The following is a 12,838-nucleotide window of genomic DNA, read 5'->3' as shown; positions in this document are numbered from 1 at the left end:
CCATTCCGGAACTTCACGCCCTTGCCTCTCTTCTCGCTCATCGTCCTGACTGTTCACCTCATCAACAGGCACATCTTCCAGGGTCTGCGCCTGTCGGTTGTCCCGGTCGTGGCAGGGCTGGTGGTCTGGTACAACTACCTCGCCTACGCGCAGGGCATGGGGGACAGCCTGTTCCTGTCGATTGCCGCAGCGGGGGGCATGCTGTTCGTCTTCAGTCTCTGTGTCGCCTGGTTTGCCGTTCGCTGGCACCGCTACCTGCTGCTGGCAGAGCCGCAGCATCCGCTGGCCACCGACCGCCCCATCGACGTCTTCACACGCTACGGCTGGCGGCTGTTCCGTCTGATCTTTGGCCTGTTGTTCGCCGGTGTGCTGATCCTGATCTTCCTCGACATGCTGCTGCACCCCGGGCCGCTTGTGCATGCGCTCCTGATCAACATCGTTTGGTTCACGGTCTTCTGGGTGTTCCTGCGGCTCAGCCCGGTCTTGCCCGGAATCGCCGTCGACCGCGTGATGCGCCTGCACGAGGCCTGGGCGGCAACCCGGAGGCAGACCGTGCCGCTGTTCGGTCTGGCCGTGACACTCTTTGTGCTGACCATCGGCATCCAGCTCATGATCCCGGTCGAGGGTGCCGCGGCCAGCGCGCTCGACGCGGTGTTCGTGCTGGTGACCTTTTGGGTACAGGTGCTGATCCACACCACCGCGGTCACTGCGATCTTCCACGCCGGGGTGCTGCGGCGCTGATCCCACTTGCCAAGCGGCGCCGCCGGTGCCAGCACGGAGCCATGACCGAGTTCCAGGATATTGCCCGCGCCGCCGAGACGGCCATGCGCGAGGTCTTCCCCGCGACGCCGCTCTTGCGCAACGATCACCTGTCGGAGCGCTTCGGCGCAGAAGTGCTGTTGAAGCGCGAGGATCTTTCGCCAGTGCGCTCCTACAAGCTGCGCGGCGCGCTGAACGCCATGCGCAAGCGTCCGGAGGTAGAGCTTTACGTGGCCGCCTCTGCCGGGAACCACGCGCAGGGTGTCGCCTACATGTGCCGTCATTTCGGGGTGCGTGGCGTGATCTTCATGCCGGTGACGACACCGCAGCAGAAGATCCAGAAAACCCGCATGTTCGGTGGTGCTCAGGTCGAGATCCGGCTGATCGGCGACTACTTCGACGATTGCCTGCACGCCGCGCAGGCCTTTTGCCGCGACACCGGCGGGCACTTCCTGTCGCCCTTCGACGACGACGATGTGATCGAGGGGCAGGCCTCCGTCGCGGCCGAGATCGAGGTCCAGCTTGGCCGCGCGCCCGATCACATGGTGATTCCGGTGGGCGGCGGCGGTCTGGCGGCGGGCATCCTGTCCTATTTCGGAACCGACACGCAGTATACCTTCGTGGAGCCTTCCGGCGGTGCCTGTCTGCGCGCGGCTTTGCAGGCGGGCCGTCCGGTTGTGTTGCCGACCGTCGATACCTTTGCCGACGGCGCCGCCGTGGCCAAGATCGGCGAACGCAGCTTTGCGCGACTGAAGGGCGTGGGGCTCGCCAATTCCCTGACCATCGCCGAAGATCGGCTGTGCACCACGATGCTGGAAATGCTGAACGTGGAGGGGATCGTCCTCGAACCCGCGGGCGCTTTGTCTGTCGATGCGCTGAAGGACCTTGGGCAGGGGATCAGCGGGCGGACTGTGGTCTGCGTCACCTCCGGCGGCAACTTCGACTTCGAACGCCTGCCCGAGGTGAAGGAACGCGCCCAACGCTACTCTGGCATCAAGAAATACTTCATCCTGCGCCTGCCGCAGCGCCCCGGCGCACTGAAGGATTTCCTGAACATGCTGGGTCCCGAAGATGACATCGCGCGTTTCGAGTACCTCAAGAAATCCGCCCGCAACTTCGGCTCCGTGCTGATCGGGATCGAAACGAACGCGCCTGAAAGCTTCGACCGCTTGTTCGGCCAGCTCGATGCGAATGGCTTCAATTACAAGGACATCACCGATGACGAGATCCTGTCGCAGTTCCTGATCTGAACCGCGTCAGGCCGCCAGCCGCTTCGGCAGTTCGCGTTCGAATTGCGCACGGGAGCTGGCATAGATCTGTCGGACCTCTTCGGCGGAAACCACGTCCGGACGTCTGGCTGCGGCGGCCTTCTCTCCCTTGTTGCAAAGCTGGGCCATCGTCTCGAACCCGAGGTTCAGCGCCGCGCCCTTCAGGAAATGAAGCTGTTCCTCGACCACCACCGGATTGCTGGCGCCTTCCTCCAGCAGGCCGATGGCATGGTCCACTTCCATCAGGAACAGTTCCACCACTTCGTCGAAGTCCTCGGCTCCGATTTCGTCGACGAGTTCGTTCACGCGCATCCAGTCGATCATGCTTCACCTCCCGTTCTGCCAGTCCGGGATAGGTCGAAACCGTGAACACAAGCTTTAGCGGCGGCGGGAGTTGGCGCAAATTCTATGTTTGATGGACCGTTAAGAAAATACCGCTAGCAGGATCGACGGGGGATGGAACGTAGCTGAAGGAAGTGCCTTGCACGCCGAAGAGTTCATCAAGTCACCCGTTCTCACGGGCTCGATCCGGCGCGTTCTTGTCGTCGACGACAGTCAGCTTCAGTTGAAGATCGTCGGCCTTGTCCTCGCGCGGTGGGGGTTCGAGGTGTTGACTGCCACCTCCGGTCCCGAAGCGCTGCGCATCTGTGCCGAAACGCCGCCCGACCTCGTGCTCTCCGACTGGATGATGCCCGGCATGGACGGACTGGAACTGTGCCGCAGGTTCCGTGCCCTCGACAGGGAGAAATACGGCTATTTCATCCTTCTGACTTCGAAAAGCGAGAAGGGGGATGTGGCACAGGGGCTCGACGCCGGGGCCGACGACTTCTTGACGAAGCCGGTCAACAACCACGAACTGAGGGCGCGAATCAACGCTGGCGAACGCCTGTTGGCCATGCAGCGGGAACTGTCGGTTAAGAACCGGCACCTCTCGGTCGCGCTTGAGGAACTGCGCGAGATCCACAAGGCGATCGACAACGATCTCAGACAGGCACGCACGATCCAGCAGTCCCTGGTTCCGGAAAGGGTCGCGGAGATTGCCAGCTCTCGCGTCAGCCTGCTTTTGCATCCCTGCGGCCATGTCGGCGGCGACCTCGTGGGCATGTTCCGTCACGGCGGCGACCGGCTTGGCCTCTACAGCATCGACGTGTCCGGCCACGGGATCACCTCGGCGATGGTGACAGCGCGTGTGGCCGGCTATCTCTCCAGTACCTTCCCCGAACAGAACCTTGCCCTGCAGACCATGCCCGGCAACCGGTTTGCCATGCGTGAACCGGCGGAAACCGCGCGCCTCCTGAACCAGCGCCTCGCCGCGGACCCGGGGGTGGAGGAATACCTGACGCTTGCCTATGTCGCCGCCGATCTGCACAGCGGAAACATGCGGCTGGTGCAGGCGGGCCATTCCCCCGCGCTTCTCCTGCGCGCAGACGGACGGATCGAATGGATCGGCGACGGCGGCCTGCCCATAGGCCTTGTCGAGGAAGTCAGCTACGAACAGCACGAGTTCCGGATGGCCAGCGGCGACATGCTCTTGCTCTACTCCGACGGCTTCACCGAGGCGGTCATGAAGGACGGAACCATGCTGGGCGAGGACGGGCTGGCGCGGCTGTTCAGGGAAAGCGCGGCCACCGGCTCCGGCCCCGACCTGATGGAGGACATGTTCTGGCGCCTCACCAGCGAGATGGAGAATTCGGAAAAGCTGGGCGACGATGTCTCTGCCGCGCTGCTGGAGTTCGACGTTCTCTAACCCCTGACCTCAGAGGATGTGGCGCGTCACAAGGTCCCGCTCACCGGGATTGCCCAGCTCTTGCGCGGCCACGGTGGCAGGCACCCAGTGCGCGGTATGGCCCGGTTCGGTCGGATCGCCCAGCGCATAGACCGGTCGCGCGGTGTAGATGACACACAGCTTCTCGGCCCAGATCTCGTACTCCGGCATCCAGGTGAAGCGCCGGAACGCGCCCAGCCGACGGGCATCCGCGATCCGCCAGCCCGTCTCCTCCATGACCTCGCGATGCAGCGCGGTCAGCGGATGTTCCCCCGGATCGACGCCGCCGCCGGGCAGTTGAAACTCCGGATAGGGGGTCGACTGATGGGTCAGAAGCAGCTTCCCCGCGCGTGGCAGGATGACGTAGACGCCGGGGCGGAAGGTGTAGTTTTGCCCGGCCTTCGGACTGTCCCCGTATCTGCGCATGATCCCTGCCCCTTTGCGTTCCGGACATGAAGCCCCTATATGACCGCCTATTGCCAGCCACAGGCAGCCAGGAAAACCCCCAAGGACCTATTCATGAGCTTCGGTGACAAGATCGCCTGGGACGATACCGTCCTTCCTTTTCAGCTTGATCGCAGCGATATGCGCGGTCGCGTGGCGCGCCTCGACGGCGTTCTGTCGGGCGTGCTGAAGCAGCACGACTATCCCGCCCCGGTCGAGGCACTGGTGGCCGAGATGGCGCTGCTGACCGCGCTGATCGGCCAGACGATCAAGCTGCGCTGGAAGCTGTCGCTCCAGGTTCAGACCAATGGCCCGGTGCGGATGATCGCAACGGATTACTACGGCCCCGACAAGGAGGGTCAGCCGGCGCGCATCCGGGCCTATGCCAGCTTCGACCGGGATCGCATCACGGATGCGGCGCCGTTCCAGCAGCTTGGCGCCGGCTACTTCGCGATCCTGATCGACCAGGGCGAAGGAATGCAGCCCTACCAGGGCATCACTCCGGTCGCGGGAAGCAGCCTGTCGGATTGCGCCGCCGCCTACTTCGCACAGTCGGAACAATTGCCGACCACCTTCGCGCTGACCTTCGGCCGCTCGAAGGAGCCGGGGCAGGAAGAACACTGGCGGGCCGGCGGCATGATGCTGCAACACATGCCCAAGGCCTCGCCCTTCGCGGCGAAAGAGGGCGGGACCGGCGAAGAGGGACTGTTGCAGGCCGACGACCTCGTGTCGGGTGACGAGAAGGAGAACTGGAACCGGGTCAACGCCCACCTCCAGACGCTTGAGGAATTCGAGCTCATCGGCCCCTCCGTACCGCCGACCGACCTCTTGGTGCGCCTGTTCCACGAAGAGCAGCCGCGCGTCTACGAAAGCCAGCCGGTGCGGTTCGGCTGCACCTGCTCGGAAGATCGTGTGCGCCAGTCGCTGTCGATCTACTCCGCGAAGGACATCTCGCGGATGACCACGGACGATGGTCTCGTGACCGCCGACTGCCAGTTCTGCGGGGCGCATTACGAGCTCGACCCGAAGACGGTGGGGTTCGAGGCGGATGACGACGCGTGACCAGGCCGATGCCCTGCGCCGGGCGCTGGGCGCCCCGGCCGGGCAGTCGTCGGATTTCGACCTCAATCCCGAGGTCGAGTTGCCCGCCGGGCGCAAATTGCGTCCCGCGGGCGTTCTGGCGGCTTTTCAGGACACGCCCCAGGGCCTGCAACTCCTGCTGACCAAACGCTCCAGCCGGTTGAAACATCACCCCGGCCAGATCGCCTTTCCTGGCGGCAAGGTCGATCCCGGCGACAAGGATGAGGTCGCCGCCGCTCTTCGGGAAGCACATGAAGAGGTCGGGCTCGATCCGAGCAACGTCGACGTGCTGGGCACCTTGCCCGCGCATGAGACCGTGACCAGCTTCCTCGTGACGCCGGTGGTGGCCCTGATCCGTGCGCCGTTCACACTGGTGCCCGAACCGGGCGAGGTCGAAGAGGCGTTCTACGTCCCCTTCGATCACATCACCGACCCGGCCCGTTTCAGCGTCCAGTGGCGGCGCTGGAGGGGCCAAAGGCGTCTCTATTACACCGCACCTTACGGTCCCTATTACATCTGGGGCGCCACAGCGCGAATGCTGCGCGGGCTGGCGGAGCGGGTGCAGGCGTGACCCGTGTCACCGGCGACTGGCTGACCGCGCCGGGCGCGCAAGCCGTGCTGACGATGCTGGAAGCCGGGGGCCATCGCGCCTATGCCGTCGGGGGCTGCGTTCGCAACGCGCTTCTGGGTGAACCGGTCGCGGACGTCGACGTCTCTACCGATGCGCGCCCCGAACGGGTGATCGAACTGGCGAGGGCGGCGGGCCTCCGGGCCGTTCCCACGGGCATCGACCACGGCACCGTGACGATTGTTGCTAACGGCACCGGATACGAAGTCACCACCTTTCGCGCCGATATCGAAACGGACGGCCGCCGTGCCGTCGTCCGCTTCGCCGATGACGTGGCCGAGGACGCCGTGCGCCGCGACTTCACCATGAACGCCCTGTACGTCGACCGTCATGGCGAGATCACCGATCCGCTGGGCGGCCTGCCCGACTTGATGGCCCGGCGATTGCGTTTCATCGAGGATGCCGACCGGCGGATTCGCGAGGATTACCTGCGCATCCTCCGGTTCTTTCGTTTCTATGCCTGGTACGGAGACCCGCAGGCCGGCGTGGATGCCGATGCGCTCGCCGCAATCGCCGCCAATCTGGACGGTCTGGAAACGCTGTCGCGCGAACGGGTCGGGCAGGAGTTGCTGAAGCTTTTCGCCGCGCCCGATCCCCTTGCCGCGACCGCTGTCATGGCCCGCGCGGGTGTCCTCCAGGCCGTCCTTCCCGGTGCCAGCGAAACACCGCTCGGCCCTCTGCTGGAGCATGAGACAACGCTCGACCTGCCGCCCGATCCGCTGCGCCGGCTGGCGGCCATCGGTGCCTTCGACGGTGAGGCGCTGCGCTTTTCAAAGGTCCAAAAGAAGCGTCTTGAGCAATATCAGGGCCTGATATCCGATCCGATCCCCCTGCCCGAAGTCGCATATCGCTTCACTGCCGACATGGCGCGTGACGTGCTTGTCCTGCGTGCCGCGACCTTTGGTGCGCCGCTCGATACCTCTGCCCTGCCCCGCATCAAGCGCGCTGCCAAAGCGCGGTTCCCGGTCGCAGCATCTGACCTCAAGGACCGCTTCCAGGGGCCCGCCCTTGGAGAGGCGCTCCGGCGGCTCGAAGCGGAGTGGATTGCGTCGGATTTCGCGCTCGACAAGGCGACCCTGCTTTCCCGTGCCGGAAATGCGTGACAACAGCATTCATCTGGGCTAAGAGATCTTCGAACCCTATCGGAGGCTGCTTGATGAGAATTGCACGGTCCCTACCCAGCTTTGCCTGAGTGACCCTGCGCGCGTGGGTTCGCCTCTGGCCCCACGCTGTTTCATCATGCCCGTTTAACGCCACGAACAAAGGCGCCTCCGAATGTTCCGTTTCTTTGAAAACCTTGTCGATCCCTACTGCGACTATCCGCAAACCGACCGTCCGCCGACCCGCCTCTGGCCGTTCCTCTGGGACTACGCCCAGCCGTTCAAGCGCATCTTCGTCTGGGCGACGCTGCTGTCGTGCCTGACCGCTTTCGTGGAGATCGGTCTGATCTGGGTCATGGGCTGGGTGGTCGATGTGCTCTCTGGCGATCCCGCGCAGGTCTGGGCCGACCATGGCACCACGCTGATCCTGCTGGCGCTGTTCATCCTCTTCATCCGGCCCGCGCTGCAGATGCTCGACGTGCTGGTGCTGAACAACGGTATCATGCCCAACTTCGGGACACTGATCCGCTGGCGGTCGCATGCGCATGTCCTGCGCCAGTCCGTCGGTTGGTTCGAGAACGACTTTGCCGGTCGCATCTCCAACCGCATCATGCAGACCCCGCCCGCCGCGGGTGAGGTCGTCTTCCAGGTCTTCGATGCGGTGTCCTTCTCCATGGCCTACGTCATCGGGGCGCTGGTCCTGCTGGGCGACAGCGATCCGCGCCTGATGGTGCCCCTGGCGCTGTGGCTGGGGCTATATGCGCTGCTGATGCGCTGGACGATCCACCGGGTCGGGCCCGCGTCCAAGGACGCCTCCGACGCCCGCAGCCTTGTCACCGGGCGCGTGGTGGACGCCTACACCAACATTCACTCCGTCAAGATGTTCGCCCATCACGACCGCGAACTGGCCTACGCCAAGGAAGCGATCGAGACCACGCGCGAAACGTTCCAGCGTGAAATGCGGCTCTATACCATCATGGATGTGTCTCTGGTGGTGCTGAACGGCCTGCTGATCGTGGGGGTCGTCGGCTGGGCCGTGGCGCTCTGGATGCAGGGTTCGGCGACTGCGGGTGCGGTGGCTGCGGCAACTGCGCTGACCCTGCGGCTGAACTCCATGACCGGCTGGATCATGTGGGCGCTGACCACGCTGTTCCGCCAGCTTGGCGTCGTCGCGGAAGGGATGGAGACCATCGCCCAGCCCATCGCCCTGACCGACGCGCCGGGTGCCAAGCCACTGCAGCTGACCGAGGGCAAGATCGAGGTGCAGGACCTCTCGCACCATTACGGGCGCGGGGCAGGGGGGCTCGACCGGATTTCCCTGACGATCCGTCCGGGGGAAAAGGTCGGCCTCGTCGGCCGTTCCGGTGCTGGCAAGTCGACGCTGGTGAAACTGCTCCTGCGGTTCTACGACGCCGAAGGCGGCACGATCCGCATCGACGGGCAGGATATCTCGCACGTCACGCAGGACAGTTTGCGGCTCAACATCGGCATGGTTCAGCAGGATTCGAGCCTGTTGCACCGCTCTGTCCGCGACAACATCCTCTATGGCCGCCCCGATGCGACCGAAGAACAGATGATCGCCGCCGCGAAACAGGCGCAGGCACACGATTTCATCCTCGATCTGCAGGATCCGTCCGGCCTGACCGGCTATGACGCCCATGTGGGCGAGCGTGGCGTGAAACTGTCCGGTGGGCAGCGCCAGCGTGTAACACTGGCCCGGGTGATCCTGAAGGACGCGCCGATCCTGATCCTGGACGAAGCGACCTCCGCCCTCGATTCCGAGGTCGAGGCGGCCATTCAGGACACGCTTTACGGCATGATGGAGGGCAAGACGGTGATCGCCATCGCGCACCGCCTGTCCACCATCGCGCGCATGGACCGGATCCTCGTGATCGAAGACGGCCACATCGTCGAGGACGGCACCCATGACGCGCTTTTGGCGGGGGGCGGTCTATATGCCTCCTTCTGGGCTCGCCAAAGCGGCGGGTTCCTCGATCTCGATACCGAAGAAGAGGCAGCAGAGTGATGCAACGCGCGTTCACCAACTTCATCCACCGCGCTGGCAACCAGATCACCCCCGACGCCCCGGTCGGGGACGCGCCGCCGACGACGCTGCGCGCCTTCATGGGCTGGACGCTGACGGGCGGCTGGCGGGTGATCTGGCTGGGCGTGATGGTTTCTGTCCTTGCCGGCATCATCGAGGTCGTGTCGATGAAACTTCTCGGGTCCGTGGTCGACGCCGTGTCGACCACGCCGCCCGACCGATTCCTGTCGCTGCACCTCGGGCTGGCGATTGCCTGTGTCGCGGTCTTCCTCGTGGCGCGGCCGCTGCTGTTCGGCGGCCTTGCCCTGACCCAATCGGTGATGATCGGCCCGAACATCTTCGTGCAGGTCATGGCGCGGACCTTCCGCTGGACGCTGGGCCAGTCCGTCACCTATTTCGACAACGACTTTGCCGGGCGGCTGGCGCAGAAGAAGAACCAGGTCGCCAATTCCATGACGGAAATCGTGGTGGAAACGGTGAACGCGGTGACCTTCGGGCTGTCGACCGTGATCTCCACCGGCTTCCTCGTCGGCGGCATCAGCCTGTGGATGGTGGCCGCGCTGGCGGGCTGGTTCGTGGCTTACGCGCTGTTCCTGAAGCTTATGCTGCCGGTCGTGCGCGGACGCGCCGCGGCGCGGGCCGAGGCGCGTTCGATGGTCACCGGGCAGGTGGTCGACTCGATCACCAACATCAAGACGGTGAAGCTGTTCGCCGGGGACAGCCACGAGGACGGCAAGGCGCTGCATTCGATGGAATCGCTGCGTCAGACCTGGCTGCGCTTCGGCGAGGCACAGACCTTCTTCCGCCTCGGGCTGATCTTCATCGCCGGTTTCCTGCCGGTGCTGCTGGTCGGCCTGTCGGTTGCGTTGATGGGCAACGGCGTGACCCCGGGCGACGTGGCCGCCGTCGGCGCGCTGTCGATCCGTCTCAGCCAGATGACCGGCTGGATCAGCTACACGCTCATGGTGATCTCCTCCCATATCGGCGAGGTCGAGGACGGCATGCGCACCCTCGCCCCCGCCCAGCGGATCGAAGACGCGCCCGCTGCCGTGCCGCTGCACGTCTCGCAGGGCGAGATCCACTTCGACCACGTCAGCTTTGCCTACGGGCGTCGCGAGGGCGGCGTGCAGGACGTCGACATCACCATCGCCCCGGGCGAGAAGGTCGGCATCGTCGGCGCTTCGGGCGCGGGGAAATCGACCCTGATGTCGCTGATCCTGCGCCTGTACGACACCGAGGGCGGCGCCGTCCTGATCGACGGCCAGAACGTGGCGACGGTCACACAGCAAAGCCTGCGTCGCCAGATCGGCATGGTCACGCAGGAAACCGCCATGTTCAACCGCACCGCGCTGGACAACATTCGCTACGGGCGCCCCGACGCGACGGAGGCCGAGGTCATCGCCGCCGCCGAGAAGGCCGAGGCGCACGAGTTCATCCTTGAGCTGCGCGACCACATGGGACGACAGGGCTACGGCGCCTTCTTGGGCGAACGCGGTGTGAAGCTCTCCGGCGGTCAGCGCCAGCGCATCGCGCTCGCCCGGGCCATCCTGAAGGACGCGCCGATCCTGATCCTGGACGAGGCGACCTCTGCCCTCGACTCCGAGGTCGAGGCCTCCATTCAGGAGGCACTCGACCGCGTGATGGAGGGCAAGACCGTCATGGCCATCGCCCACCGGCTGTCCACGATCAGCAGCATGGACCGCATCATTGTGCTGGATCAGGGTCGAATCGCCGAACAGGGCAGCCATGACGACCTGCTTGCCCAGAACGGCCTATACGCGCGGTTCTGGGAACGCCAGTCCGGCGGGTTCATCGGGAGCGGCTCGCAGGAGGCCGCCGAATGATGCGGCGCCTGCTGCCAGACATAGACACCTTCGCGGCGGCGGACGGCCCCCCGCCGCGCGGGATGTGGGCCTTTGCGCGATGGGCCCTGCGCGGCACCGAGCGCGCCATCGGCGTGACCTTCTTCGTCACCTTTCTTGCCGGGGCCTCCGAACTGGTGGCCGCGCGCTTCACCGGCTGGGTGATCGACAGCGCCGGATCGGCGGGCGCGGGCGCCTTCTGGGACACCTACTGGCCGCTCATTCTTTTCGGGATCGCGTTCTTCATGATCCTGCGTCCCATCCTGTTTGTCTTCGACGCCGCCGTGTCGGGCGTGCTGCTTGGTCCGAACCTCTTCCCGCTCGTGCTGTTCAGGTTGAATCGTTACACATTGGGCCACTCCATGGCCTTCTTCGAGAACGACTTTGCTGGGCGCATCAGTCAGAAGGCGCTGCAGGTCGCCCGCGCGCTGACCGACCTCGTGATCGAGGTCTCGGACGTCATCGTCTTCTCCCTCGCCATGTTCCTCGGTTCCTTCATCCTTCTGGGATCGGTCGACTGGCGGCTGCTGACCGTCTTCGCGGTCTGGGCCGTGCTTTATGCCGCGACGCTTCGGTACTTCATCCCCCGGGTGCAGCGCCGGTCCGCCAGCCGGGCCGGCGCCCGCACGCAGGTCACCGGGCAGATCGTCGACACGCTGTCCAACATCTCGACCGTCAAGCTGTTCGCCCGCGACCGGGACGAGGACCGTGCCACGCAGGACGCGCTCGAAACCCTGCGGCAGCGGTCGCTGGAGTTCGGCGAACTGTCCGCCGTCTTCCGCATGGTTCTGATGACGCTGGGCGGCATCCTGCCCGTCGCATCCATCCTCGGCGCGCTCTACCTCTACAGCGTTGGCACGGCCACGACAGGCGACATCGCCATGACGGCGCTTATCACCACGCGTCTTTCGATGCTGACCAACCGGCTGGGCCGCGTGGCGATCACCATCTTCACCCAGGTCGGAGAGATCGAGGACGGCATCGGCACGCTGACGCCGGCACATGGGATCACCGACCGCCCGGGCGCCGGGACCGTCGCGCCGCGCGGGCCGCTGCACTTCGACCGCGTGGGTTTTGCCTACGGCGGTGAAAGCGCCGCGCTCGACAGCTTCGACCTGACCATTGCCGAGGGCGAAAAGATCGCGCTGGTCGGTGCCTCCGGGGCCGGAAAATCCACCGCCGTCTCGTTGCTTCTGCGGCTTCATGACGTGGAACAGGGTCGAATCCTTCTGGGCGGCACCGACATTCGCGACCTGACCCAGATCGCCCTGCGCAACGCCATTGCCGTGGTCCGTCAGGACACCTCGATGTTTAACCGCTCCGCCATGGAGAACATCCGTTACGGCCGCCCCGACGCCACGGACGAGGAGGTCTTCGAAGCCGCCCGCCGCGCCTCCGCGCATGAGTTCATCCTCGGGCTGACGGACTTGAAAGGTCGGTCCGGCTACGAGGCCCGGCTGGGCGAGCGGGGCGTGAAACTGTCCGGCGGCCAGCGTCAGCGCATCGCTCTGGCCCGTGCCATCCTGAAAGACGCACCGGTGCTGGTTCTGGACGAGGCGACCTCCGCCCTCGATTCCGAGGTCGAGGCCGAGATCCAGCAGGCGCTGGACGAGGTCATGCGCGGCAAGACCGTGCTGGCCATCGCGCACCGCCTGTCGACCATCGCCCAGATGGACCGGATCGTGGTCATGGATCAGGGCCGCATCGTCGAGCAGGGCACCCACGATCAGCTGCTGGCGCAGGACGGTCTTTACGCGCGCTACTGGGCGCGGCAGTCCGGCGGATTCATCGGGGCCGAGGCGGCAGAGTAGGGCCCTTTACCCCGCCAGCGACCGTGGCGTAAGGAAGACGCCGTTTCGTAACAATCGTGCAAGACAGAAGCAGGGGG

General features: G+C 65.2%; 11 protein-coding genes. 9 read left to right on the top strand and 2 right to left on the bottom strand.

The features are described from left to right. Positions 1-21: 21 nt before the first annotated feature. Both ABFK29_RS01435 and ilvA read left to right on the top strand, forming a co-directional pair. Positions 22-741 carry a hypothetical protein gene (locus ABFK29_RS01435; RefSeq protein WP_005858449.1) on the top strand — a complete coding sequence of 240 codons (720 nt, stop codon included), beginning with the start codon at positions 22-24 and terminating at the stop codon, positions 739-741. Between the two features lie 41 nt (positions 742-782). Beyond that, positions 783-2,009 (top strand): threonine ammonia-lyase IlvA, encoded by a 1,227-nt coding sequence (gene ilvA, locus ABFK29_RS01430; protein WP_005858447.1) that lies wholly within the window; start codon positions 783-785, stop codon positions 2,007-2,009. 6 nt (positions 2,010-2,015) lie between these two features. Here the strand turns inward: ilvA and ABFK29_RS01425 are convergent, their stop codons facing one another. Continuing rightward, complete coding sequence (locus ABFK29_RS01425) at positions 2,016-2,351, bottom strand: Hpt domain-containing protein (protein WP_005858445.1); 336 nt, start codon at positions 2,349-2,351, stop codon at positions 2,016-2,018. A gap of 157 nt (positions 2,352-2,508) precedes the next feature. On the opposite strand from ABFK29_RS01425, the gene ABFK29_RS01420 reads away from it, so the two are divergent. Then, the gene (locus ABFK29_RS01420; RefSeq protein ID WP_005858443.1) at positions 2,509-3,774 is read left to right on the top strand and encodes a PP2C family protein-serine/threonine phosphatase; all 1,266 of its coding nucleotides are present in this window, start codon (positions 2,509-2,511) and stop codon (positions 3,772-3,774) included. Positions 3,775-3,783: 9 nt separating this feature from the next. Here ABFK29_RS01420 and ABFK29_RS01415 read toward each other — a convergent pair whose 3' ends face one another. Further along, complete coding sequence (locus ABFK29_RS01415) at positions 3,784-4,221, bottom strand: NUDIX domain-containing protein (protein WP_040604476.1); 438 nt, start codon at positions 4,219-4,221, stop codon at positions 3,784-3,786. A 90-nt stretch (positions 4,222-4,311) separates the two neighbouring features. Between ABFK29_RS01415 and ABFK29_RS01410 the strand changes: the two genes are divergently transcribed. The 6 genes from ABFK29_RS01410 to ABFK29_RS01385 all read left to right on the top strand — a co-directional run bounded on the left by ABFK29_RS01410 (position 4,312) and on the right by ABFK29_RS01385 (position 12,761). Next, a complete protein-coding gene (locus ABFK29_RS01410) occupies positions 4,312-5,298 on the top strand; it encodes an Hsp33 family molecular chaperone HslO (RefSeq protein WP_005858439.1) in 987 nt (328 codons plus the stop codon). Continuing rightward, the gene (locus ABFK29_RS01405; RefSeq protein WP_005858437.1) at positions 5,285-5,887 is read left to right on the top strand and encodes a CoA pyrophosphatase; all 603 of its coding nucleotides are present in this window, start codon (positions 5,285-5,287) and stop codon (positions 5,885-5,887) included. The genes ABFK29_RS01410 and ABFK29_RS01405 overlap by 14 nt, the downstream gene beginning before the upstream one ends. Next, a complete protein-coding gene (locus ABFK29_RS01400; protein ID WP_005858435.1) occupies positions 5,884-7,047 on the top strand; it encodes a CCA tRNA nucleotidyltransferase in 1,164 nt (387 codons plus the stop codon). The genes ABFK29_RS01405 and ABFK29_RS01400 overlap by 4 nt, the downstream gene beginning before the upstream one ends. A gap of 172 nt (positions 7,048-7,219) precedes the next feature. Beyond that, positions 7,220-9,070 carry an ABC transporter ATP-binding protein gene (locus ABFK29_RS01395; protein ID WP_005858433.1) on the top strand — a complete coding sequence of 617 codons (1,851 nt, stop codon included), beginning with the start codon at positions 7,220-7,222 and terminating at the stop codon, positions 9,068-9,070. Beyond that, on the top strand, positions 9,070-10,932 hold the full coding sequence (locus tag ABFK29_RS01390; RefSeq protein WP_005858431.1) for an ABC transporter ATP-binding protein: 1,863 nt from the start codon (positions 9,070-9,072) through the stop codon (positions 10,930-10,932). Before ABFK29_RS01395 ends, ABFK29_RS01390 begins: the two co-directional genes overlap by 1 nt. Beyond that, positions 10,929-12,761, top strand: coding sequence for an ABC transporter ATP-binding protein (locus ABFK29_RS01385; RefSeq protein ID WP_005858429.1), 1,833 nt, complete (start codon positions 10,929-10,931; stop codon positions 12,759-12,761). Before ABFK29_RS01390 ends, ABFK29_RS01385 begins: the two co-directional genes overlap by 4 nt. The last annotated feature ends 77 nt before the right edge of the window (positions 12,762-12,838 follow it).

The sequence above is a fragment of the Sagittula stellata E-37 genome, assembly GCF_039724765.1.
GTDB classification, from domain to species: Bacteria; Pseudomonadota; Alphaproteobacteria; order Rhodobacterales; family Rhodobacteraceae; genus Sagittula; species Sagittula stellata.
The sequence above is the reverse complement of the archived record's forward strand: the minus strand, read 5'-3'. Positions and strand labels throughout refer to the sequence as shown.